We start from the raw sequence: 25,151 nt of genomic DNA, 5'->3' as shown, positions 1-25,151 counted from the left end.
GGGGATACTTTTCAGATTCTTAGTGTGAACCGCATTCCATAAAACAGCGGGGTTCCGGCAGCTGGCCGTGGTCACGGAATTTTGCCGGTGTGGTGTTGAAATGTTTTTTAAAGATACGGGTAAATGTTGCCTGTGAGCTGAAACCATACTGTAACGCGATGTCCAGAATAGACATATCGTTATCGCGCAGAGACTTTGCTGCTTCCAGCAGGCGGCGCTTACGGACATACTCACCTAATGTGCATCCCTTAATATCTTTGAAAATACGCTGGAGATGCCATTTTGAATAACCGCTCTTATCCGCAATCGTATCAATCTTGATCCCTTCATTGCGCTGTAACTGGGTTTCCAGCCATTTGATAATATCGTTAACTACACTTTCTGACATGTTCACCTCCCAATATCGGGCTTACAATCTATAAATTCTAATAATCACATATGTTATTAACCGTATTTTATGAATTTTCCAAGATTTGTGTAGGCAAATCGTGCCTTTCATGATTGAGAATCATTATCAGACCAATAGATGAAACCTATTGTTTTATCGCCAGCAGATAGCACCATATGTCACCAATTCTGAATTCATAATCGATAGAATCTGCCGATTACAAATATAATTCAGGATACTTATGTCACAGCAATTTCGGTTTCTTTTCGGGGCAATGGGACGTTTTTTTATGCTGGCGCTGATCATGGCCGCCAGTACCAGTCTGTTGTTTATCGATATTCTGGTTCTTAAGAATGATTTGGGTGAAGACTCGGTGACAGAAATTGTTGCCGAGGTGATGTTGCTGGCAGTGATTGTACTGTTTTTCCGCAAAGGGTTGCGGGAGCCGGAGGACAGGGCGGGATTTTTCCTGATTGCCGGTTTTTTTGCCAGCATGCTGATCAGAGAATTGGATCAGATTTTTGATTATATTTCTCACGGAGCGTGGTTCTGGTTTGCCGTTCCGGTCTCACTGGCTGCGATCCTTTATGCATTCCTGCATCCGCGGACTGCGATCAACGGATTGTACCGTTTTGTCTCTCATCCGTCGTACGGCATGATGGTTACAGGTCTGCTGGTGGTACTGGTATTTTCCCGTCTGTTTGGTATGGGAATTTTATGGCGCGGTATGATGGGCGATGATTTTAACCGGCTGGTAAAAAATCTGGCTGAAGAAGGCTGCGAGTTGCTCGGATATACGTTATGCCTGCTTTCAGCAATCACTTTTTGCCGCAAACAACGTATTACGGCAAAAAGCGAAGAGCATTAAGGCGCAAGTAACACAGAGTTATTGCCGGTCAGCGGATGGCGGAGCGTTATCAGATTTGCCTGATAGGTTTCCGTCAGTGCGGATTGTTGCAGTACGTCGGCGGGTGTTCCCCGGCTGATAACGCGTCCGTTATCCAGCATTATGATGTGATCCGCATATAAAGAGGCGAGATTCAGGTCATGCAGAATACAGCAGACGGCCAGAGAGGTTGTGCTTACCCGTTTTTTCAGCATTCGCATCAGGCGTTGCTGGTGGTGAAGATCCAGAGCGGAGGTCGGTTCATCCAGCAATAACAGGCGGGGGATCGGTAAACAGGGATTCAGTTGCATTAGCGCCCGTACCAGATGAACCCGCTGTTGCTCACCTCCGGAAAGCTGATACCAGCGCTTCTCCAGCAATGATTCACAGGCTGTCAGGTGTATCACCTCATCAATGGTTTCCCGGCAGGTAAACGGACTGCATAAATCCCCGAGAGCGATAATATCCCTGACCAGGAAAGGGGCGGAGATAACACTTTGTTGTGTCATTACCGCTCTGATCTGTGCCAGTGCTTCAGAAGACCAGGAGGAGATGGGTTTTCCGCGCAGCATAATCTGCCCGCTGTCACAGGGATAATAACCGCTGAGTAAGCGAAGAAGCGTTGATTTCCCCGCACCATTCGGGCCGCTGATGGCGGTAACCGTTCCGCAGTGCAATGTCAGGGATATATCACTGATCACCGGTTGTCCACCGCGGGAGAAACAGATATTTTCTGCATCCAGCACGGGTGGCAGGGTATTCGGGGTTATACGCGACATATCATTCCTTTACAGAGAAAACCAGCCAGAGAAAATAAGGTGCACCGAGTAATCCGGTCAGCAGCCCGACCGGAATTTCTGCCGGTACTGCCAGTGTGCGGGCGAGCGTATCAGAGAGCAATAACAGCAGCGCGCCGCCAAAAGCGGATGTCACCAGCAGAAGACGATGATGCCAGCCGAAAATCATGCGCATCAGGTGGGGAATAACCAGGCCGATAAAACCGATAATCCCGCACAGCGCGACAGCAATGCCGGTGAGCAGTGCACTGACCAGCAGCACATATTGTTGTGTCCGGCGGACATTGACCCCTGCATAATGTGCTTCTTCTTCTCCCAATTGGATCATATCCAGCGGACGTGACAGCAGGAACGCGGCACAAAAAACCGGAAGAGCCAGTCCGATTGCGGGCAGTAACAGCACCCAGCTGATATGCCCGGTGTTACCCATCATCCAGAGTGAAAACTGGCGTAATTCTTTATCATCACTCAGATAATTGAGTACACCGACAAAGGACATGCTGATGGCATTGACGGCAATACCGCACAGCAGCAGGCGCAGTAGTGGCTGACGGCGGCGGTTAAGCAGAAAAATCAGGCCGCTGACGCAAAGCGCGCCGCTGAATGCGGTAAAAATATGCAGGTATAGTGCGACCGGACCGTTCAGATAAGGTGCGATAAAGACAATCCCCAGCGCCACCGCAACGGCAGCACCGCTGCTGATCCCGAGTAAGCCGGGGTCTGCCAGCGGATTACGGAACAGCCCCTGCAATAATACTCCTGCTGTTGCCAGAGCCATGCCCGCCAGAACTGCCAGCACAATCCGCGGCAGACGGACAGTTAACCAGATTTGCCAGAGCTGCTGCGTGATTTCTCCGCGCAGGTATGCACTGACTGAAACCGGTAATCCGCCGGTGTTCATGGCGGTAAATATCATCACCATCAGCATAAAACAGAGGCACAGGTGGCGCAGGTAAAAACCGGGTTGATTACTCATAATACAGCGGCTGCCTCCATCGCTTTACGTAACTGGTACAGCGTTTCCGGGGTCTGTAATCCGAAGCCGAGAAACCCCATATCATCAGCCACAAGCACCCGCTGATGTTCTCCCGCAGGTGTCTGAGCCAGTCCCGGTAACTGCCACAGCATATCGGTGCTGCCGATGGAGGCCAGGCCGCTGCGGGTGATCACGACTAAGTCAGGTCGGGCGGCAATCATACCTTCTGCGGAAAGCGGGCGGTAACGCCGGAAAGAGGCGGCGGCATTTTGCCCGCCTGCGCTGCGGATCAGCATGTCAGCGGCGGTATCTGTACCGGCTGCCAGTGGTGAGGTTCCGGTGTGGCTGAGCAGAAACAGAACATTAACCGCCAGTGGTGTTTGTGGTACGGCATCCAGTTTGCGGTTAATTTCATCAGTCAGTGCGGCCGCAGCGGATTGTAAAGCCAGCGCCTCTGCAATCTGCGTGACCTTTGCGGCTATGGACGGAAGCCCGGCTGCTGCGCTCACTCTAATAACCGGAATACCTGCGGCACTGACCTGAGATAATACAGCAGAGGGGTATGCCAGTTCACTGGCGAGGATCATCGCGGGCTGAAGTGACAGTAATCCCTCCGCATTCAGCAGACGCAAATAGCCGACATCCGGTAATTGCTGAGCTGCCGGAGGATGTTCGCTGGTGGTATCGCGGGCAATCACCCGGTCACCGGCACCGAGTGCAAAGACAATCTCTGTCACATCACCGCCGAGAGTGATAATGCCGCCCTGTGCACTGAGCGCAGAGGGACAAAGGCAGAATAACAGGATCAGTGCATATTTTTTCATGCGGCTGCCTCACCGCTGCCGTCTGTCAGTAACGCGTTAACCTGAGTGAGCCAGACGGTTTGCTCCGGCCGGCCTTCAGTGCGTTGTCCGAACAATTGCGCGATGGCCTGACCGTTCTTGTCAAATAATTCCAGGCTGGTAACAACACCGTCTTTGGTGGGTTTACGGGTTATCCAGGATTCCGTAATGGCGGATTCGATCAGATGGAGGGTGAACGACGGATTGAAGATATTGATCCAGTGCTGTCCGTCGCGGGGGCTGATATACGGCTCCGACCGTGCAACGGCACCTGTAAAAATCTGCACACATCCGCGGTTGGCGACAAAGATCATAATATCATTCTGCTTTTCGGTGCACTGTGCCAGCAGTCGTGATAACGCACTGTTATCCACCCGCTGTGCCAGTGTGTTATCTACACAGCGAAACGCCTGTAAGCGGCTGATATTAAACTTTTTAAGCAGGACAAAAAACTGGTGAACATCGGTCATTTTCTGCCAGTGGCGGGTAAATTCGGCCTGTTGTTCCGGTGTCAGTGATGCTTGCGCGGGAATGACAGCCGGTTCCGGGATAACCGGCGGGTTATCATATGCGGCAAACTGTGCTGTCAGGTAGTGCCAGACACCCATATCGGTATTGCCGGTAGTATAAATCTTGTGGACAGCATCACCGTGGCGATCAAAAAACTGAAGACTGTGCCGCAGGCCGCGCGGGGTATTTTCCGCAAATGCAAATACCGTCTGCCACTGCGACAGGAAGAAGCGTAAATCCAGCCCGTACGGGTTCAGCAGCAGGCAGGCGTGTTCCCCGAATTCAGCATTATCATAGGTACCGGAATGTTCATGAACAGCATGGTCATTACGGGTAATACCTCTGAGCTCCCCTGCGGTGGCCAGTACACGAAAAATAGCGGGAATATCCGGTGTGAGACGGCAGGCATCATAACCGGTCCGGCAGTGTGCCAGTTCCGCCTCGGATATTGCCATGGCTGCGGCAATATCACGGGCATGAATAAGATGTCCCTGTTCTTTCAGGGCGAGATAGCGGGAAAGTGTTTCGTTGTGCATGGCAGATCCTTACTTTTTCGTGATCGGCACCGGGCGGGCGCAGACCGGATAATCAATGTCAAAAAGTAAGCTGGCTGCCTTAAGGATGCAGGTGGCTGGCCTGTATGTTATTTGGTCAGGATGAGTTTTCCGTTTTTTGTGCGGCGCAGATGATATTCCTCATTCTGATGACGGATGATAATGCGCTGTTGCGGTCCCAGGAGTGCCTCACTGCTGATCACCGTGATTTTATCTGTTGCTGTGTTGTTATACCCGGCAAGTGAGGGTAAGGGAAAATGTTTATTATTTTTAGTCATATGATTTTATTTGATATCAATTCTCATTCGCGAATTATTATCAGCAGGTGGCGGAACCTGTTCAAGTGATTTTTATCCGGCGGGGGAATTTACACGGAAAAGGTGAGCTGTATCTCAACTATATGGGGCAGGAATGATAACTTCAGGTGATGGATAAAACAGGATGCGGGAGCATCCTGTTTTACAATAAAGGAAGCGGATTAACAGAAGCGGGCATCTGCCGCATCAGCCAGAATATCCAGCATGGTGACGGTGTCAGACCAGCTCAGGCACGGATCAGTAATCGACTGTCCGTAAACCGGTGCTTTATGGTTCACCAGTTTCTGAGTACCTTCCTGGATAAAGCTTTCGGCCATCACACCGGCGATAGCACGGGAGCCGTCTTTAATCTGCTGTGCGACATCACGGGCAACATCCAGCTGACGGCGATGGATTTTCTGACAGTTGCCGTGGCTGAAATCAATGATCAGATGTTCCGGCAGATCAAACTGGCGCAATTGATCACAGGCATGTGCAATATCACCGGCAGAATAATTCGGTGTTTTACCGCCGCGCATAATAATATGCCCGAACGGGTTACCTCTGGTCTGGTAAATCGTCATTTGTCCGTCTTTATCCGGAGACAGGAACATATGACCGGCCTGTGCGGCACGAATGGCATCAATGGCAATTTTGATATTGCCGTCCGTCCCGTTTTTGAAGCCGACCGGGCAGGAGAGCGCCGAGGCCATTTCGCGGTGGATCTGGCTTTCCGTGGTACGGGCGCCGATAGCCCCCCAGCTGATCAGATCCGCAATATACTGCCCGGTGACCATATCGAGAAACTCAGTGGCTGTCGGGACATTCAGTGCGTTAACGTCGATCAGCAGTTTCCGGGCAAGGCGGATACCTTCATTAACCTGGCAGGAATTATCCAGACGCGGATCTGAAATCAGGCCTTTCCAGCCGACAACCGTACGCGGTTTTTCAAAATAGGTGCGCATCACGATTTCAAGGCGTGAGCTGTATGCAGGCAGCAGTTCGCTCAGACGCTGCGCGTAATCCAGCGCGGCGATTGGGTCATGCACAGAGCAGGGGCCGACAATCACCAGCAGGCGCGGGTCATCGCCGGTTAAAATGCGTTCAATGCGGTTACGTGACGTTGTCACATTTTTATTTATTGCTTCTGTGGCCGGAAACTCACCGGCCAGCGCAGACGGGGTAATCAGTTTGTCTATTGCCCGCGTGCGCAGTTCATCCGTTTTTTCCATAGATTAATGCTGTCTCTGAATTTGTTCAGTTGCTGTGTGAAACCACAGTGATACCGATCACAATAAACGAAAACGTGATGATTACAAGATGCAATTGCAGAAAGCGGATCACCGGGTGAGATGATCCACTTAACCGTTTCCGCCTGTCAGAACATGCGGCGGTTTAATCCGAGAGAATCGATAATTTTTGTCGATATCTCTTCGACAGAATAGTTAGTGGTATTGAGGTAACTGATTTTGTGTTTGCGGTAGAGTGCCTCGACCTCTGCCAGCTCCATCCGGCACTGACGGATTGAGGCGTAGCGGCTGTTCTCCCGGCGCTCTTCCCGGATAGCGGCCAGGCGCTCGGGATCAATGGTCAGACCGAATAACTTTTTATTATACGGTTTCAGGGCTGCGGGCAGCTGAAGATTATCCATATCATCCGCCGTAAACGGATAGTTGGCGGCCTGGATACCGAACTGCATCGCCAGATACAGACTGGTCGGGGTTTTACCGCAGCGGGAAACGCCGAGCAGAATCACCTGAGCCTGATCCATATTGCGCAGGGAAACGCCGTCATCATGCGCCAGTGCGAAATCAATCGCGGCGATACGGGCATCATACTGGCTCAGATTGCGCTTGGATAAACCGTGGGTCCGGTTGAATATCGGCTGCGGCTCCATCTGAATCTCTTTCTGAATCGGGGCGACCAGAGTCTGCACAATATCCTGGCAGCAGCCCTGACTGCCGGTGATAGCCTCACGCACGTCCTGACAGATAATGGAGTAGAACACCAGCGGACGTAACCCGGTGGTTTCAAAAATGGTATCGATTTTTTGTCTGATTTCCAGCGCACGCTCCACGGTTGCCACAAAAGGCAGGGTGTAAGCGATAATATCAATAGGGAACTGTGACAATACGGCATGACCTAATACTTCCGCCGTAATTGCCGTACCGTCAGAAATAAAGAAGACACTCCGTGTTTCTTTATTCTGTGTATCAGAAGATGAGCCGGTTGTGATAGACATGTTATTTATTTTCCTATGTTTTTTGCTGAATCGATAATCCGGAGCAACGGCACAAATAAATTAAAACATGATTATAAAGGATAAAAAAATATTGTAATCGGGTTGATCGATTCACCTGTCTATATTCTTACAAACATTGTGATAATCTGTTTCTGATGCTCAGCAGAGCCCGTATTTCCGATTTTACCTTCTTTTGAATGTTAAAAGGATTGCTTGCAATGTCCAACAATGGTCAAACCCCGTGTAATGTACTTTGGTATAACCAATTAGGTATGAATGACGTACCCCGTGTCGGTGGTAAAAATGCGTCTTTAGGCGAAATGATAACCAATCTTTCCGGATTAGGCGTGTCTGTTCCCAATGGTTTTGCCACCACGGCACAGGCCTTCAATGACTTTCTTGAGCAAAGTGGCGTCAACCAGCGCATTTATGAGCTGCTGGATAAAACGGATATTGACGATGTCAACCAGCTGGCGAAAGCTGGTGCGCAGATCCGCGCATGGGTAATCGATACCCCGTTCTCCGCTGAATTTGAACAGGATATCCGCCTGGCATATGAACAGCTGTCCGAAGGCGAGAAAGGTGCATCTTTTGCTGTGCGTTCTTCCGCAACGGCTGAAGATATGCCGGATGCCTCCTTCGCGGGACAGCAGGAAACCTTCTTAAACGTGCAGGGCATTGATGCGATCATGGTCGCTATCAAGCACGTATTTGCTTCATTATTTAATGACCGCGCGATTTCCTATCGTGTGCATCAGGGTTATGACCACCGCGGCGTTGCACTGTCTGCCGGTATTCAGCGCATGGTGCGTTCTGACCTTGCATCGTCCGGTGTGATGTTCACCATCGATACCGAATCCGGTTTTGACCAGGTTGTCTTTATCACATCCGCTTACGGGCTGGGTGAAATGGTGGTGCAGGGTGCGGTAAACCCGGATGAGTTTTATGTTCACAAACCAACCCTGGAAAAAGGCCGTCCGGCCATTGTCCGCCGTACTATGGGTTCCAAGAAAATCCAGATGGTTTATGCGGATGACACCAGCCACGGCAAACAGGTTCGCATTGAAGATGTGGATGCGGAGAAATGCAAACGTTTCTCACTGACCGACAGCGAAGTGGAAGAACTGGCAAAACAGGCTGTGACCATTGAAAAACACTACGGTCGTCCGATGGATATCGAGTGGGCAAAAGACGGTAATAACGGCAAGCTGTATATCGTACAGGCGCGTCCGGAGACTGTCCGTTCTAATCAGCAGGTGATGGAACGTTATCAGCTGAACGGCCAGAGCAATGTGCTGGTCGAAGGTCGTGCAATCGGTCACCGTATCGGTGCCGGTGCGGTAAAAGTTATTCATGATCTGAGCCAGATGGATCGTATTCAGCCGGGTGATGTGTTAGTCACTGATATGACTGACCCGGACTGGGAACCGATCATGAAAAAAGCGGCGGCGATTGTGACCAACCGCGGCGGCCGTACCTGCCACGCGGCAATTATTGCCCGTGAGCTGGGTATTCCGGCAGTTGTCGGCTGTGGTGATGCCACCGAGCTTCTGAAAGAAGGCCAGGAAGTGACAGTTTCCTGTTCTGAAGGGGATACCGGTTATGTGTATGGCGGCAAACTGGATTTTGATATCCACTCTTCCGAAATCGACACAATGCCGGAAGTCGGCACCAAAATCATGATGAACGTCGGTAACCCTGATCGCGCATTTGACTTTGCCTGTCTGCCGCATGAGGGTGTCGGTCTGGCGCGTCTGGAATTTATCATCAACCGTATGATTGGTGTGCACCCGCGTGCACTGCTGGAATTTGATCAGCAGACTCCGGAATTGCAGGCTGAAATCCGCAGCATGATGCAGGGCTATGATGATCCGGTCGAGTTTTACATCGGTCGTCTGGTTGAAGGGATTGCCACGATTGCGGCGGCTTTCTATCCGAAGAAAGTCATTGTTCGTCTGTCTGACTTTAAATCAAACGAATATGCCAACCTGGTCGGCGGGGATATTTACGAGCCGGATGAAGAAAACCCGATGCTGGGCTTCCGTGGTGCCGGTCGTTATGTGCATGATGATTTCCGTGACTGTTTCGCGCTGGAATGTGAAGCGGTGAAGCGTGTGCGTAATGACATGGATCTGACGAATGTCGAAGTGATGATTCCGTTTGTCCGTACGGTGGCACAGGCAGAAGCCGTGGTGAATGAACTGGCGGTTCATGGTCTGAAACGCGGCGAAAACGGTCTGCGTCTGATTATGATGTGTGAAATTCCGTCCAATGCCCTGCTGGCAGATCAGTTCCTTGAGTATTTCGACGGCTTCTCTATCGGTTCCAATGATATGACTCAGCTGACACTGGGTCTGGACCGTGACTCCGGTGTGGTGTCCACACTGTTTGATGAGCGTAATGACGCGGTGAAAGCCCTGCTGTCGATGGCTATCAAAGCGGCGAAAGCACGTAATAAATATGTGGGAATCTGTGGTCAGGGACCATCCGACCATCAGGATTTTGCTGCCTGGCTGATGGAGCAGGGGATCGACAGTGTTTCTCTTAATCCGGATACTGTAGTGAAAACCTGGATTTCATTAGCAGAAAATTGCTGATTCAATCATTTTAAATGATTAAAAGCCCGGATTGTTTCGGGCTTTTTTTTTATCATTCAATGTTAGAATGTCTGAGCGCATTTAAGGCAAATCAAAACAAAACCAAATGAGCTATCCTGAATTACAGGCAAAAAAAAAGCCTATCATGGGCTGACAGGCAAAGACTACACACAGCAATATTTATATTCGGAAGGTATCATTGTAATGAATAACAATACCTTTTAATTCGTTACTTTATGGCTGATATATTAAAATAATTAAGATATGCCTGCATTAAGAATTGTCTCAATATATATATTTACTGTTTGTTAGATAAGTGAAATATATTCAGAACCTCTGTCCGCAGGCGGAATAAGTCGGGTGACGACATACTGAAGTATATTAATATTTCAAATTATTAATGTTATTTATGAAGAGTAATTGAATAATTAATTAAATATATCAAAGGTGCATTTCTGCACCTTTGATTAAAAACTTATTCTTTTTCCGAGAGTTGTTCTTCCATATAAGCGCGAACTTCCGTCAAATCGTCCGACGGCTTAGGTACATCATTCATCCACGCTTTCAACAGGGTATAGGAAACGGCCAGTACGACAGGGCCGATAAAGAGCCCGATCATGCCGAGTGATAACATCCCCCCGATAACCCCGGTCAGAATCAGTATCATAGGCAAATCGGCCCCCATTTTAATGAGATAAGGGCGAAGTACGCCATCCATGGTGGCAACAATGCCCGACCAGACAATCATCACCACCGCCCAGGTGGTATCACCTGTCCAGAACAGATAAATGACAGACGGGATCATAATCAGCAGCGGACCGAGCTGCGCCACACAGCAGATAAAGATAAGGACTGTCAGGATGGCGGCAAACGGCACCCCGGCCAGCCCCAGTCCCAGTCCGCCGATAATAGCCTGGGTTAATGCGGTTACCACGACGCCCAGAGCGACGGCACGCACAGACATCGCAGCCAGCAGTACGGCGGCATCACCGCGCATACCGGCCAGACGGAGGGCAAAATGGCGGAAGCCGCGCATAGCCTCTTCTCCCTGAAGGTAGAGCAGGCCGCTGAACAGCAGCATAATCGCGAGGTGGAACAGGAACTTACCTGCACTCAGCAGCTGAGTCAGGAACCAGGCAGCGCCCTGTCCGAGATAGGGCTGGATTTTCGCCATCATGGCATTGCCGCCGCTGGCGACCAGACTTGTCCAGCTGGCAAACAGTTTCGGCCCGATAACCGGGACGGAATCCAGCCAGTAGAGCTCCGGCAGTGTCAGTTGTCCGGGGGATTTCACCCAGCGCATCAGTGGTTCACTGTTCTCGACAATACTGTTAATCAGCAGTGCCAGCGGAAAAACAAACAGCAGAATAATCAGTATGACCATAACGGATGCTGCGATCCAGCGGCTGTTACGGACACGGCGGCGGATAGCGGTATAAACCGGCCAGGTGGCAATGACTATCATACCTGCCCAGATGAAGCCGGGAAGGAACGGACTTAATACCCAGAAACTAACGGCAATGAGAATGGATATCGCTGCAACGGCGAATATTAGTTTAGGTAAATCATAACCCGGTTGCGATTTTTCCACGGATAAGTTTCCCTTTGTAAATGAATTAACTGGTTGTTCCCGATAAAGGAGCGCAAATATTGCGTTATTTTATTGCAGGCGCAAAATGAATACATTGTGTGTTAAGGTGAATATTCTCTCATGAATCATGCATCAGAATGAAGAGTTAACCACATAATTATATTGTCAGATTTGCAATGTGACCATTTATGATAAAAGAGCCGCAGATAATGATCCCACGATTAACGCACTCCCCTCAGGTAAGCCCGGCGGTTGAACGTTATATTCACGCCCTCAATGAAAGCGGATTTACCGGTGATACCACCACCCGCTACGGTGATCGCCTGACACTCGCTACCGATAACAGTATTTATCAGCTTCTGCCTCAGGCAATCGTTTTCCCGCGTTCAACTGCTGATGTGATTCTGGTGATGCGTCTTGCCGCACAGGATGAATACCGGTCGGTTACTTTTACCCCGCGCGGCGGCGGTACGGGCACCAATGGTCAGTCGCTGAATAACGGGGTGGTTATCGATTTATCCCGCTATATGAACCGCATTCTGGAAATTAATCCGGAACAGGGCTGGGTACGGGCGGAAGCGGGCGTGATTAAAGATCAGCTCAATGCGTATCTGAAACCTTACGGCTATTTTTTCGCGCCGGAGTTATCCACCTCCAACCGGGCCACCCTCGGCGGAATGATTAACACCGATGCTTCCGGCCAGGGCTCACTGGTGTACGGCAAAACCTCTGATCATGTGCTGGGGCTGCGTTCGGTACTGCTCAACGGTGACCTGCTGGATACCGCACCGCTGCCGGTCAGTGAGGCGCGGCGCTGTGCGCAGGAGGAGAGTGCGGCCGGGGAACTTTACCGCACCACACTGGAAAGCTGCGAAACCCACCGGCAGACCATTCTGGACAGCTTTCCGAAGCTCAACCGCTTTCTGACCGGTTATGACCTGCGCCATGTCTTCAGTGATGATATGCAGACCTTTGATCTGACCCGCATCCTGACCGGCTCGGAAGGCACACTGGCGGTGATCACTGAGGCAAAACTCAATATCACGCCGATCCCGAAAGTGCGCCGTCTGGTGAATGTCAAATATGATGCATTTGATTCCGCGCTGCGCAATGCGCCGTTTATGGTGGCCGCTCAGGCGCTGTCAGTGGAAACTGTGGATTCAAAAGTACTGAATCTGGCGCGGGAGGATATCGTCTGGCATTCCGTCAGTGAGCTGATTACGGATGTGCCGGATAAAACCCTGTCGGGGCTGAATATCGTTGAATTCTGCGGTGATGATGAAGCGCTTATTGACGGACAGGTTACGTCACTGTGTGAACGCCTCGATTTATTAATGGCAAATAATGAAGCGGGTGTGATTGGGTATCAGGTCTGCCGTGAACTGAGTGGTATTGAGCGTATTTATGCAATGCGCAAAAAAGCGGTGGGTTTGCTCGGTAACAGTAAAGGGGCGGCAAAACCGATCCCGTTTGTCGAAGATACCTGTGTGCCGCCGGAACATCTGGCGGATTACATCACCGAATTTCGCGCGCTGCTGGACAGTCATCATCTGGAATACGGCATGTTTGGTCATGTGGATGCGGGCGTATTGCATGTGCGCCCGGCACTGGATATGTGCTCACCGGAACAGGAAATACTGATGAAGCAGATTTCCGATGATATCGTCGCGCTGACTGCCAAATACGGCGGTTTACTGTGGGGAGAGCACGGTAAAGGGTTCCGGGCACAGTACAGTGAGGATTTTTTCGGTGACACGCTGTACCGCGAACTGCGTCGTATCAAAGGGGCATTTGACCCGGAAAACCGGCTCAATCCCGGCAAAATCTGTGCGCCTTTAACCAGTGATGCACCGATGATGCAGGTGGATGCCGTCAAGCGCGGTACGTATGACAGAACGATCCCCGTTGAGGTCAGAAATACTTTTTCCGGCGCGATGAATTGCAACGGTAACGGACTGTGTTTTAACTTTGATGTCAAAAGCCCGATGTGCCCGTCAATGAAAGTGACACAATCGCGCTTTCACTCACCGAAAGGCCGTGCCGGACTGGTGCGTGAATGGCTTCGGCTGCTGGCGGAGCAGGGTACGGATCCGGCATTATTATCACAGGCAGTACCGCAGAGCCGGATCTCTCTGCGTGGCTTGATTGAGAAAATCGGCAATACACGGCGGGCATCACGCGGAGAATATGATTTTTCCCATGAAGTGAAGGAGTCGATGTCCGGCTGCCTGGCCTGTAAAGCCTGTTCAACACAATGCCCGATCAAAATTGATGTGCCGGAATTTCGTGCCCGTTTTCTGGCGTTGTATCACGGACGCTATCTGCGCCCGCTGCGTGACCATCTGGTGGCGAATGTGGAGTCCGGTGCACCGCTGATGGCGAAAGCACCGCAGGTTTTTAACTTTTTCCTGAAACAACCGTGGGTACAGAAACTCAGTGAGAAAACAGTGGGTATGACGGATTTGCCGCTGCTGTCGTCACCGTCACTGAAACAACAGCTTGCGGGCAGTAAAGCAGTTTCCGTCACACTGGAAATGCTGGAAAGCATGAGTGAGGAGCAGCGGCGTGCCGGGCGCTATCTCTTTATTGTTCAGGACCCGTTCACCAGCTACTTTGATGCAAAAGTGGTGGCTGACTTTGCCGCGCTGACGGAAAAACTGGGTTTTCAGCCGGTGCTGCTGCCGTTCAGTCCGAACGGAAAAGCGCAGCATATTAAAGGTTTTCTCGCCCGGTTTGCCCGGACAGCAAACAAAACCGCCGATTTTCTCAACCGGGTCGCCCGGCTCGGCTGCCCGATGGCGGGTGTCGATCCGGCACTGGTGCTCTGCTACCGCGATGAATACAAAACGGTGCTGCCGCCGGAAAAACAGCAGTTCCGCGTGATGTTAGTTCATGAATTTCTGGCGGAATATGCGGATTCTCTGCCGGTGAATGATATCAGTGTGAATACTCCCCCCTGGTATCTGTTCAGCCACTGTACCGAGTCCACCGCGCTGCCGGACAGCGTGAAAACCTGGCAGAATCTGTTCAGCCGTTTCGGTGCGTCACTGCAATCCGTCAGCACCGGCTGTTGCGGAATGGCGGGAACCTACGGCCATGAAATGCCGAATCTGGCGCGCTCAAAGGGGATCTATCAGCTCTCCTGGGCTCAGCCGTATCAGTCACTGCCGTCAGAACGCTGCCTGACCACCGGATACTCCTGCCGCAGCCAGGTGAAACGGATGGAAGGTAAAGTCATGCTGCACCCGTTGCAGGCGCTGCTGACACTGGTATCCTGACAGCAGGATAAAAACACGACGCGGAGAGCTTATCAATGATATGGAAACGACCTGCAACACCGGCAGAACTGAATCGCATCTCGGAAGGGAACATGCTCAGTCATCTGGGCATTGTCTTTACAGCGGTGGAGCCGGAACAGCTGATCGCCGTGATGCCGGTTGATGAGCGGACCAAACAGCCGCATGGCCTGCTGCACGGCGGAGCATCAGTGGTGCTGGCGGAAAGTCTCGGCTCGGTAGCCGGTTATCTGTGCAGTGAAGGGGATGAAACGGTGGTCGGTGTTGAGATTAATGCTAATCATGTCCGTGCGGTGCGCAGTGGTGTGGTCACCGGTTACTGTAAGGCGGTACATCTCGGGCGTAATCAGCAGGTCTGGTCGATAGAGATTTTTGATGAGCAGCAGCGTTTGTGCTGTATCTCCCGGCTGACCACCGCCATTCTGCGCGGAACCGGAAATTAACATTTAAGTAACATTTTAGTCGGTGCAGTGTGAATTTCATCCGGAATCACGTTGCGCCGGCTTCTCTCTGTAAAAGTCGCATTTATAATATTCCTTTTGTGCCATCAGCAATGTACTGAACAGTACGGTAATAAGCATTTATCATTGATAAACAATCTCTTTTACAAACAATGAATTAATTCACTTTCCGCTCAAAAATGATAACGCTTGTCTGATATGCTTGTCTATTATTTAATCAATAATCGGAATGTCCTTTCAAAGCAAGTGGTTGAAGTGAGAAATATTATCATTAACATGGTGTTTACGGAGAGCTCCCGTCGAATTTTATGAGGTCAATAATGACAACACACAGCACAAACCCGGTGGAAACTTTTTCACTGAATGATAATGACTGGACAGGGATCACGCTGACAGCGGCCGCTGCAAAACAGATTGTGACACTGACGAATAACACCCCGGACAGTATCGGGCTTTGCCTGAGTGTCAAACAGTCCGGTTGTGCCGGGTTTGGTTATGTTTTCGAAATGATTAATCAGGCGGATGCAGACGACATGCTGTTTGAGCGCGATGGCGCCCGGCTGTATGTTCCGCGCAAAGCCATGCCGTTTATTGACGGTACGGAAGTGGATTTTGTCCGCGAAGGGCTGAATCAGATATTTAAATTCAATAATCCGAAAGCTCAGCATGCCTGCGGGTGTGGTGAAAGCTTCGGGGTTTAAGAGCGAAGCCATATTATGTCTCAGAGCAATGCAGAGATTGGTGAAGACGTTCAGACCTGGCTGAATGACGGGCGCTATAAAGAGGGCTTCTTCACTAACGTCGCCACGGATGAACTGGCAAAAGGGATCAATGAAAATGTGATCCGCGCCATTTCCGCCAAACGAAATGAACCGGAGTGGATGCTCAATTTCCGGCTGGAGGCTTTTCAGCACTGGCTCGGTATGGAAGAACCACACTGGCTGAAAGCGAAGTATCCGCATCTGGATTATCAGGATTACAGCTATTATTCCGCGCCGTCATGCGGTGCGTGTGACGATACCTGCGGCTCACAGCCGGGAGCGGTACAAAGCCCGGCAGACAGCTTCCTGACCAGTGAAGTGGAAGAAGCATTTGAAAAACTCGGTGTGCCGGTTCGTGAAGGGCAGGCGGTGGCGGTGGATGCGATTTTTGACTCCGTTTCCGTTTCCACGACTTACCGTGATGAACTGAAGAAACACGGCGTGATTTTCTGCTCGTTCGGGGAAGCGATTCATGATTATCCTGAACTGGTGCAGAAATACCTTGGTACCGTGGTTTCAAGCCACGATAACTTTTTTGCGGCACTCAATGCGGCGGTGGCTTCTGACGGCACATTTGTCTATATCCCGAAAGGGGTTCGGTGCCCGATGGAATTATCCACCTATTTCCGTATCAACGCCGCCAAAACCGGCCAGTTTGAACGCACGATTCTGATCGCCGATGAAGGCAGCTACGTCAGTTATATCGAAGGCTGCTCCGCACCGGTGCGTGATACCTATCAGCTGCATGCCGCTGTTGTGGAAGTAATTATCCATAAAGATGCGGAAGTCAAATATTCCACCGTTCAAAACTGGTTCTCCGGTGGTGATACCGAAGGCGGGATACTCAACTTCGTCACTAAGCGGGCACTGTGTGAGGGCGAAAATTCCAAAATGTCGTGGACGCAGTCTGAAACCGGCTCGGCGATTACCTGGAAATACCCGAGTGTGATCCTCAAAGGGGATAATTCAGTCGGCGAATTTTTCTCTGTTGCCCTGACCAACGGCACACAGCAGGCGGACACCGGCACCAAGATGATCCACATCGGCCGTAATACCAAATCCACTATTATTTCGAAAGGGATTTCCGCCGGGAAAAGTCAGAACAGCTACCGCGGGCTGGTGAAGGTACTGCCGGGAGCGGAAAACGCCCGTAACTTTACCCAGTGTGACTCGATGCTTATCGGCACAGAGTGCGGCGCACACACGTTCCCGTATGTGGAAGTGATGAATAACAGCGCGCAGCTGGAACATGAGGCTACCACCTCGCGTATCGGCGAAGATCAGCTGTTTTACTGCTTGCAGCGCGGGATCAGCGAAGATGATGCCATCTCAATGATTGTTAATGGTTTTTGTAAAGATGTGTTCTCTGAATTGCCGCTGGAATTTGCCGTTGAAGCGCAAAAACTGCTGGCGATAAGCCTGGAACACAGTGTGGGTTAATACATCAGAATCAGCGCCTGCGGGATAACCGGCAGGACGGAGTAGTACATTATGTTAAGCGTAAAAGATTTGCATGTCAGCGTGGAAGGTAACGAAATCCTCAAAGGGTTATCACTGGATGTGAAACCGGGGGAAATCCACGCCATTATGGGGCCGAACGGTTCCGGTAAAAGTACCCTGTCTGCCACACTGGCCGGTCGGGAAGAGTATGAAATTGACAGCGGATCAGTCACATTTAAAGGTAAAGACCTGCTGGATCTGGCACCGGAAGACCGTGCCGGTGAAGGGATTTTCCTTGCTTTTCAGTATCCGGTGGAAATTCCGGGTGTGAGTAACCAGTTTTTCCTGCAAACCGCAGTGAATGCGGTGCGCGAATACCGCGGTGAAGGGGCGCTGGATCGCTTTGATTTCGCCGATTTTATCGAAGATAAAATTGAACTGCTGAATATGCCGCAGGATCTGCTGACGCGTGCCGTGAACGTCGGGTTCTCCGGCGGTGAGAAAAAACGTAACGATATCCTGCAAATGGCCGCTCTTGAGCCGTCACTCTGCATTCTGGATGAAACGGATTCCGGGCTGGATATCGATGCCCTGAAAACCGTGGCGAACGGGGTAAACCAGTTACGCAGCCCGGATCGCGCTTTTATTATTGTTACCCACTACCAGCGCATCCTGGATTATGTAAAGCCGGATTTTGTTCACGTGCTGTATCAGGGCAAAATTATTAAATCCGGTGATTTCTCACTGGCGAAAAAACTGGAGGAGCAGGGATATGGCTGGCTTATTGACCAACAGTGAACGTGCGCTGAAACGCCGTGAGGTCAGTGAGCGCAATCTGGCCGCGATGGGCCGGATCGGTCAGCTTGTCGCACAGCGCCCGCTGTCCGGACATGCGGCACAGCACTGGCAGCAGGCACAAAAAACCGGCTTCCCGGCATTTCATCAGGAAGACTGGCACTATACCTCTCTGGATGCACTTCTGGCGGCTGATTATCAGCAGCAGACCGGCACACTGAATGCGTTACCGGATGCGGTGCTGACTTCACTGAATGCATACCGTATCGTGCTGGCGGACGGCGTTTTTGCGCCGCAGTGGAGTGATACGGATACAGGTGTGTTTGAATTGACGGTGGCAGATAATCGCAGTGAATTTCCTGAGCCGGTTAACGGGGAGATTTTCCTGCATCTGACCGAAAGCCTGGCGCAGTCGCCGCTGATGATCCGCGTAAAAGCGGGGGCTCAGGCGGAAAAACCCCTATATATCGTCAATATCTCAACGGCACATAATGATGCGCTGAATATGAATCACAGCCGTTATCACCTGGATATCGGTGCGAATGCGTCAGTATCTGTGATTGAGCACTTTATCAGCCCGGATGAGCAATCAGCGCATTTCACCGGCGCACGGATGACTGCCGCTATTGGTGAAAACAGTGATTTCCGTCATCTGAAACTGGGGTTTGAAAATCCGCAGGCGTACCATTTCGCCCATAATGATTTGGTCATCGCCGCACATGCCCGTGTCGAAAGCACCAGTTTTCTGCTCGGCGGCAAACTGACACGGCATCACACCAGCACGCAGCTTAACGGCGAAGGTATTGTGCTGGCCATGAACAGTCTGGTGCTGCCGAAACATGGCGAAATCGCTGATACCCGTACGTATCTGGAGCATAACAAAGGATATTGCGAAAGCCGCCAGCGCCATAAAACGATTGTGATGGACAACAGCCGGGCGGTGTTTAACGGCATGATTAAAGTGGCACCGCATGCGCTGAAAACCGACGGTCAGATGACCAACAATAACCTGCTGCTGGGCCGGAAAGCGGAAATCGATACCAAACCGCAGCTGGAAATCTATGCGGATGATGTGAAATGCAGCCACGGTGCGACAGTCGGTCGTATTGATGAGGAGCAGCTGTTTTATCTGCGTACCCGCGGGATCGCCGAAAAAGCTGCGAAGCAGATGATCATCCTCGCATTTGCGGCAGAACTGACCGATGCGGTCAGTGATGAGTCTCTTAATAATGTGGTGATGGCGCGTATCCGTCAGTCGCTGGATCAGGGGGACAAACAGCCATGAGTTATCCTGTGCAGCAATTACGGGCCGATTTCCCGGTGCTGGCCGGGGAGGTGAACGGCAAACCGCTGGTCTATCTTGACAGCGCTGCCAGTGCCCAGAAACCACAACAGGTGATTGATGCGGTGAGTGATTTTACCGCTCACCATTATGCCGCGGTTCACCGCGGCATTCACACCTTAAGTGCAGAGGCAACGGCCGCCACGGAAGCGGTGCGTCAGAAAGCGGCGGCGTTTATCAACGCGCCGCAGACGGAAGAAATTATCTTTGTCAAAGGTACCACAGAAGCTGTCAATCTGGTGGCGGACAGCTTTGGCCGTGCATTCTGTAATGATGGTGACAACATCATTATTACGGAGATGGAGCATCACGCCAATATTGTGCCCTGGTATATGCTGGCGGAGAGTGCGGGGATTGAGATCCGTGTGCTGCCGATGGCGGATGACGGTACTCTGATCCTGAGCAAACTGCCGGAACTGATCGATAACCGCACCCGGCTGCTGAGTTTTACGCATCTCTCTAATGTCCTTGGTACGGTGAATCCGGTGAAGGCGATTATTGCGCAGGCGCGTGAACTGAGCCGTGCCGCCGGGGGGGAACTGGCGGTGCTGGTGGACGGCGCCCAGGGCGCGATGCATCAGCCGGTGGATGTGCAGGCGCTGGATTGCGATTTTTATGCCTTCTCCGGCCATAAACTGTACGGACCGACCGGCATTGGTATTTTGTGGGGACGTAAATCCCTGCTGGATATGATGCCGCCGCGCGAAGGCGGCGGTGCGATGATCGCGGATGTCAGCCTGACAGACGGCATTACATATGCGGATGTCCCGTGGCGTTTCGAAGCGGGTACGCCGAATATTCAGGGGATTATCGGCCTGGGGGCCGCGCTGGATTATCTGAATGCTGCCGGTATGGCGGAGATAGCCGCGTATGAGCACACACTCATGCAGTATGCACTGACCCGTCTGGCAGAGGTTCCCGGTATTATTCTGTACGGCAATGCACAGCGGGAAGGGGTGATCGCCTTTAACCTCGGTAAGCATCATGCCTTTGATACCGGTGCATTTCTGGATCGTTACGGTGTGGCTGTCCGCACAGGGCATCACTGCGCACAACCGCTGCTGGCACACTATGGTGTCAGTGCCATGTGCCGTGCCTCACTGGCGCTCTACACCACGGAAGCAGACATTGATATACTGACGGACGCACTGAAACGTACCGCAAAACTGCTGGGTTAAGGATTCTGATGAAAATTTCGTTGCCGGATCAGGCAAAATTACTGCGCAACTTCTCCCGTTGCCATGACTGGGAAGAACGTTATCTGTATCTGATTGAGCTGGGAGAAAAGTTACCGGCACTGACAGAAGCACAACGGCAACCGCAGTATAAAATATCGGGCTGTCAGAGTCAGGTCTGGATCATCATGCAGCAGGATGAGGAAGGGCGCGTCTGGTTCGCCGGTGACAGCGACGCTGCTATCGTTAAAGGCCTGGTGGCACTGGTTATCGCGCTGTATCAGGGAAAATTGCCGGCAGAAATCCGTGAACTGGATATCGCACACATCTTCTCGGAGCTGGCACTTTCTGTCCATCTGACCCCCTCCCGTACTCAGGGACTGAACGCCATGGTCAGAACAATCATACAAAACACGCAGCAAATGAGATAAAACATCGTTCCCTTTTACTTACTCTGCTAATAATATATTACCTGGCGTGGCCGGCAGACGGCCACGTATTTTTTTATACCATCAGCTGAGGATCTGGAATGAAACGAATTCTCCCGTTGCTGGGCGGGCTGTTGTTAGCGGTAACTGTGCTGACAGCCCGGGCAACTGAATATCAACTCCCTGCGGATAAGAGCCGGGTCATCGGTGAAAACATCACCTATGTTGTTCCGGATGACGGACGCTCGCTGGAAGCGATTGCGGCAGAATACGGTATCGGCCTGCTGGCGATGCTGGAAGCCAACCCGGGGACAGATCCGTATCTGCCTAAGCCGGGCAGTGAACTGATTATCCCGTCACAGCTGATCCTGCCGGATACGCCGCATCAGGGCATTGTGATTAACCTGGCGGAACTGCGCCTGTTCTATTATCCGAAAGGCACTAACACCGTGCGGGTCTATCCGATTGGTATCGGCCAGCTGGGGCGTGACACACCGATCATGACCACCTCAGTTTCCCAGCTGATCAAAGATCCGACCTGGACACCGACCACAAATATCCGCAAAGCTTATGCCGCACAGGGGATCACCTTACCGGCAGTTGTTCCGGCCGGACCGGAAAACCCGATGGGGCTGTTTGCACTGCGTCTGGCACACGGCCGCGGTGAATACCTGATCCACGGTACTAACGCGGACTTTGGTATCGGTATGCGTGTCAGCTCCGGCTGTATCCGCCTGCGTCCGGATGATATTGAAGCGCTGTTTAAAACCATTCCGAAAGGGACCCGGGTTCAGATCGTTAATGAGCCGGTGAAATATACTGTTGAGCCGGATGGTCAGCGTTATGTGGAAGTGCATCAGCCGCTGTCCCGTAATAAGAACGACGATCCGCAGACCATGCCGATTACCCGTTCAGCCGGACTGACCAGCTTTATTCAGTCTCCGGACACCAACAGTGCCATTGCTGAGCAGGCGATTGCGCGTCGTTCCGGTATGCCGGTCAATGTCAGCCGTGATGCGCAGTATAAGCAGGAAGCGGTACCGGCAGAGAAAACCAACTTTGCACCGGTGGAAATGGACGAAGAAGCGGAAGTGAAAGCGCTGGGTCTGAAACCGGCTGATTTTGCGCCGGGTCAGTTAACCCAGCCGGGTCCGATTGTCCGTGAGGAAACAAGTGCGGAGTAATCACCCGTGATATCTCTGTGACAGACAAAACCGCTTCCGTTTGTGAGGCGGTTTTTTTATGTCTGCCATTTGTATATGAGCATAAATGACAGACATAAAAAATGGCGTAGCATAATTTATGCTACGCCATCTGTTCTTCAGGCAGTGATTACAAATTATTTTTTGTAAGAACGAACCTGGTTGTCTAAGCGCTGGTTAGCGCGTGCTGCTTCATCTTTAGCCTGCTGAACATCAGCACGGATGGCGTTAACATCGTTGCTCAGTTGATCAACTTTGGCATTCAGCGTCTTAACGTCGTTGTCCAGTTGGTCAAATTTAGCGTTAGAAGAACAACCTGCTAATAATGCAGAAGCTAAAACTACAGCACCTAATACAATCTTAGAACGACCCATTTTAATACCCTCTAGATTAAAGTTAATCACCAAGTAGCAGTAATGATATTACACATTTCAATAGGGAAAGAGAATAGAAATTCAGCGTTTACAAAGATAATTTTCCTGAAACCGCAAAATAAATCAAAAAAAAACGGCAATTGCGTAATTCTCAACCAAATAATCTGATACAGGGCCTGATAAGACAGCGCGGTATCATCCCGTATTCAGAAAGCGGCAATTATTCTGCGGCCGGTTGCTTCATTTCATGTTCTCTTACAGTTTAGAATAAAAAAAGCACCCGTGCAGCGGGTGCTCTTATTAATTCAGATAATGCTGAAAAATATTACAGTAATTGTACCGATGAGGTATTGGTGGTGCCGCTCGGAACCAATGCGCCGGATACCATTACCACAATCTCGCCGTTGGTGGCCAGACCGCTTTCCAGCGCGGCTTCACGGCCGATACGGTAGAAATCATCGGTTGATAAGATTTCGCTGACCAGTTTGGTGGTCACGCCTTTTACCAGCAGTAACTGGCGGGCAGTGGTTTCGTTGGTGGTCAGTGCCAGAATAGGGGCTTTCGGGAAGTATTTGCGGACAGACTTCGCGGATTTACCGCCTGCGGTTGCCACAACAATCAACGGAGCATCCAGGTTTTCTGACATTTCCACCGCGCCGCGGCAAACTGCTTCAGTAACACGCAGCTTTTTACCGGCCGGTAAATCGCCGAGACGGCTGTGCATCACACGATCAGTACGCTCACAGATGGTAGCCATGATAGTGACGGCTTCAACCGGATATTTTCCTTTCGCACTTTCACCGGACAGCATGACCGCATCGGTACCGTCGAGGATGGCGTTGGCAACGTCACCGGCTTCCGCACGGGTAGGGCGCGGGTTTTTGATCATGGAATCGAGCATCTGTGTTGCGGTAATGACCACTTTGCGGGCGGTATTACATTTTTCGATCATCAGTTTCTGTGCGAAAATCACTTCTTCAACCGGGATTTCAACACCCAGGTCACCACGGGCAACCATGATACCGTCGGAAGCTTCGAGGATTTCATCGAAGTTGTTCATCCCTTCCTGGTTTTCAATCTTGGAGATGATCTGGATATGTTCGCCGCCGTTGGCTTTCAGGTGAGCACGGATTTCGTCAACATCGGAACGTTTACGGATAAAGGAAGCCGCAACGAAATCAACATTCTGCTGACAACCGAAAATCAGATCCTGTTTATCTTTTTCTGCCAGTGCCGGCAGGCCGATAGACACATTCGGCAGGTTAACCCCTTTGTTTTCACCGAGGTCACCGTTGTTCAGAACTTCACAGATAACTTCTGTTGCGGTGGTTTCTTTCACACGCATGCCGATCAGGCCGTCATCGACCAGAACGATATTGCCCGGTTTCAGATCCTGCGCGAAACCTGCGTAGGTGACAGCAACACGCTCAGTGTTACCGATGACAGATTTATCTGTGGTGAAAGTAAAGGTCTGACCCGCAACCAGCGGAGCATCATTGCCGCCTTCCAGTTTGATGGTACGGATTTCCGGACCTTTGGTATCCAGTAAAATGGCTGCTTTCTTGCCGGTACGTGCACAGACAGCACGCAGATTTTTGATGCGCTGACCATGTTCTTCGTAATCGCCGTGGGAGAAGTTCAGACGCATAACGTTCATGCCTGCGTCTAACAGTGCTTCGAGTTTCTCTTCTGATTCGGTTTTAGGTCCGATAGTACAAACAATTTTCGTCTTTTTCATGACAGCCCATCTACAGTTATTGAGAGTAAATAGTGAACAATCGCCTGATTTCACACCATACGGTAAGAATAGGCAATTGTCGGTATCCCCGGTTATTAAAATTAGTCGTTTTTGTAAAAAAACAGATTCAGTATAGCGTGTTTTTTATTGCGTCTCTCTGTTTCAGCGCTTGTAAATCAGTAAGCTGAATCCATTCAACAACCATGCAGGCATTATAGAGGGTTATTAGTGTGATTTGAATCATAAAATCAGAAATAAATTAACATTTTTGCGTTAACGCAAGAAATCAGCCGTATTGATACGCAGAAGTACAGTAAAAACAGAGGAGGGTAACGGATTAAAATTAAATGAACTGAAGAGGGAGATAAAACGGAACTGCTGAGAAATGGTGCGTCCAAGTGGACTCGAACCACCGACCCCCACCATGTCAAGGTGGTGCTCTAACCAACTGAGCTATGGA

22 protein-coding genes are annotated in these 25,151 nt (G+C 50.9%); 11 read left to right on the top strand and 11 right to left on the bottom strand.

Translation table 11 applies throughout. The annotated features are described in order from the left end of the window. Window positions 1–19 precede the first annotated feature (19 nt). Window positions 20–388: a helix-turn-helix domain-containing protein gene (locus R5268_RS17425; protein ID WP_004235398.1), complete on the bottom strand. Its 369-nt coding sequence runs from the start codon at window positions 386–388 to the stop codon at window positions 20–22. 241 nt (window positions 389–629) lie between these two features. Here R5268_RS17425 and R5268_RS17420 point away from each other — a divergent pair, with 241 nt between their 5' ends. Beyond that, window positions 630–1,256 (top strand): hypothetical protein, encoded by a 627-nt coding sequence (locus tag R5268_RS17420; RefSeq protein ID WP_247716626.1) that lies wholly within the window; start codon window positions 630–632, stop codon window positions 1,254–1,256. Here the strand turns inward: R5268_RS17420 and R5268_RS17415 are convergent. The 7 genes from R5268_RS17415 to R5268_RS17385 form a co-directional block, all read right to left on the bottom strand. Next, complete coding sequence (locus R5268_RS17415) at window positions 1,253–2,053, bottom strand: heme ABC transporter ATP-binding protein (protein WP_317420133.1); 801 nt, start codon at window positions 2,051–2,053, stop codon at window positions 1,253–1,255. The two genes, R5268_RS17420 and R5268_RS17415, sit on opposite strands and share 4 nt — an antisense overlap. Before the next feature lies 1 nt (window position 2,054). After that, window positions 2,055–3,047: an iron ABC transporter permease gene (locus R5268_RS17410; RefSeq protein ID WP_317420134.1), complete on the bottom strand. Its 993-nt coding sequence runs from the start codon at window positions 3,045–3,047 to the stop codon at window positions 2,055–2,057. Beyond that, window positions 3,044–3,871, bottom strand: a complete 828-nt coding sequence (locus tag R5268_RS17405; RefSeq protein ID WP_317420136.1) for a hemin ABC transporter substrate-binding protein — start codon at window positions 3,869–3,871, stop codon at window positions 3,044–3,046. Before R5268_RS17405 ends, R5268_RS17410 begins: the two co-directional genes overlap by 4 nt. Next, window positions 3,868–4,935, bottom strand: a complete 1,068-nt coding sequence (locus R5268_RS17400; RefSeq protein WP_317420138.1) for a hemin-degrading factor — start codon at window positions 4,933–4,935, stop codon at window positions 3,868–3,870. Before R5268_RS17400 ends, R5268_RS17405 begins: the two co-directional genes overlap by 4 nt. A gap of 107 nt (window positions 4,936–5,042) precedes the next feature. After that, window positions 5,043–5,231: a hemin uptake protein HemP gene (gene hemP, locus R5268_RS17395; RefSeq protein WP_317420140.1), complete on the bottom strand. Its 189-nt coding sequence runs from the start codon at window positions 5,229–5,231 to the stop codon at window positions 5,043–5,045. Window positions 5,232–5,431: 200 nt separating this feature from the next. Continuing rightward, window positions 5,432–6,481: a 3-deoxy-7-phosphoheptulonate synthase gene (locus R5268_RS17390; RefSeq protein ID WP_046893553.1), complete on the bottom strand. Its 1,050-nt coding sequence runs from the start codon at window positions 6,479–6,481 to the stop codon at window positions 5,432–5,434. A gap of 146 nt (window positions 6,482–6,627) precedes the next feature. Further along, window positions 6,628–7,491, bottom strand: a complete 864-nt coding sequence (locus R5268_RS17385) for a pyruvate, water dikinase regulatory protein (protein ID WP_046893552.1) — start codon at window positions 7,489–7,491, stop codon at window positions 6,628–6,630. A 218-nt stretch (window positions 7,492–7,709) separates the two neighbouring features. Here R5268_RS17385 and ppsA point away from each other — a divergent pair, with 218 nt between their 5' ends. Beyond that, entirely contained in the window at window positions 7,710–10,088 is a 2,379-nt protein-coding gene (ppsA, locus tag R5268_RS17380) for a phosphoenolpyruvate synthase (protein ID WP_046893551.1), read from the top strand. A gap of 475 nt (window positions 10,089–10,563) precedes the next feature. Here the strand turns inward: ppsA and ydiK are convergent, their stop codons facing one another. After that, on the bottom strand, window positions 10,564–11,679 hold the full coding sequence (gene ydiK / locus R5268_RS17375) for an AI-2E family transporter YdiK (protein WP_182106899.1): 1,116 nt from the start codon (window positions 11,677–11,679) through the stop codon (window positions 10,564–10,566). A gap of 209 nt (window positions 11,680–11,888) precedes the next feature. Between ydiK and R5268_RS17370 the strand changes: the two genes are divergently transcribed. The 9 genes from R5268_RS17370 to R5268_RS17330 all read left to right on the top strand — a co-directional run bounded on the left by R5268_RS17370 (window position 11,889) and on the right by R5268_RS17330 (window position 22,561). Then, entirely contained in the window at window positions 11,889–14,957 is a 3,069-nt protein-coding gene (locus R5268_RS17370) for an FAD-binding and (Fe-S)-binding domain-containing protein (RefSeq protein WP_317420142.1), read from the top strand. A gap of 35 nt (window positions 14,958–14,992) precedes the next feature. Further along, window positions 14,993–15,418: a hotdog fold thioesterase gene (locus R5268_RS17365; RefSeq protein ID WP_218454156.1), complete on the top strand. Its 426-nt coding sequence runs from the start codon at window positions 14,993–14,995 to the stop codon at window positions 15,416–15,418. Between the two features lie 338 nt (window positions 15,419–15,756). Continuing rightward, the gene (gene sufA, locus R5268_RS17360) at window positions 15,757–16,137 is read left to right on the top strand and encodes a Fe-S cluster assembly scaffold SufA (RefSeq protein WP_046893548.1); all 381 of its coding nucleotides are present in this window, start codon (window positions 15,757–15,759) and stop codon (window positions 16,135–16,137) included. Window positions 16,138–16,152: 15 nt separating this feature from the next. After that, window positions 16,153–17,637 (top strand): Fe-S cluster assembly protein SufB, encoded by a 1,485-nt coding sequence (gene sufB / locus R5268_RS17355; protein ID WP_166708011.1) that lies wholly within the window; start codon window positions 16,153–16,155, stop codon window positions 17,635–17,637. Window positions 17,638–17,688: 51 nt separating this feature from the next. Continuing rightward, window positions 17,689–18,435: a Fe-S cluster assembly ATPase SufC gene (sufC, locus tag R5268_RS17350; protein WP_317420144.1), complete on the top strand. Its 747-nt coding sequence runs from the start codon at window positions 17,689–17,691 to the stop codon at window positions 18,433–18,435. Beyond that, window positions 18,410–19,717, top strand: coding sequence for a Fe-S cluster assembly protein SufD (gene sufD / locus R5268_RS17345; RefSeq protein ID WP_317420145.1), 1,308 nt, complete (start codon window positions 18,410–18,412; stop codon window positions 19,715–19,717). The genes sufC and sufD overlap by 26 nt, the downstream gene beginning before the upstream one ends. After that, entirely contained in the window at window positions 19,714–20,952 is a 1,239-nt protein-coding gene (sufS, locus tag R5268_RS17340; RefSeq protein WP_107679741.1) for a cysteine desulfurase SufS, read from the top strand. The genes sufD and sufS overlap by 4 nt, the downstream gene beginning before the upstream one ends. A gap of 8 nt (window positions 20,953–20,960) precedes the next feature. Then, entirely contained in the window at window positions 20,961–21,380 is a 420-nt protein-coding gene (gene sufE, locus R5268_RS17335; protein WP_046893543.1) for a cysteine desulfuration protein SufE, read from the top strand. A gap of 98 nt (window positions 21,381–21,478) precedes the next feature. Continuing rightward, window positions 21,479–22,561, top strand: coding sequence for a L,D-transpeptidase family protein (locus R5268_RS17330; protein WP_317420146.1), 1,083 nt, complete (start codon window positions 21,479–21,481; stop codon window positions 22,559–22,561). Between the two features lie 155 nt (window positions 22,562–22,716). Here the strand turns inward: R5268_RS17330 and R5268_RS17325 are convergent, their stop codons facing one another. Next, a complete protein-coding gene (locus tag R5268_RS17325) occupies window positions 22,717–22,953 on the bottom strand; it encodes a major outer membrane lipoprotein (protein WP_004239093.1) in 237 nt (78 codons plus the stop codon). Between the two features lie 325 nt (window positions 22,954–23,278). Continuing rightward, a complete protein-coding gene (gene pykF / locus R5268_RS17320; protein WP_046893541.1) occupies window positions 23,279–24,691 on the bottom strand; it encodes a pyruvate kinase PykF in 1,413 nt (470 codons plus the stop codon). Window positions 24,692–25,151: the final 460 nt, after the last annotated feature.

The sequence above is a fragment of the Morganella sp. BCCO 40_0007 genome, assembly GCF_032989665.1.
Taxonomy (GTDB): Bacteria; Pseudomonadota; Gammaproteobacteria; order Enterobacterales; family Enterobacteriaceae; genus Morganella; species Morganella sibonii.
Note: the sequence above shows the minus strand (reverse complement) of the source record. Positions and strands in the feature narration are given on the sequence as shown.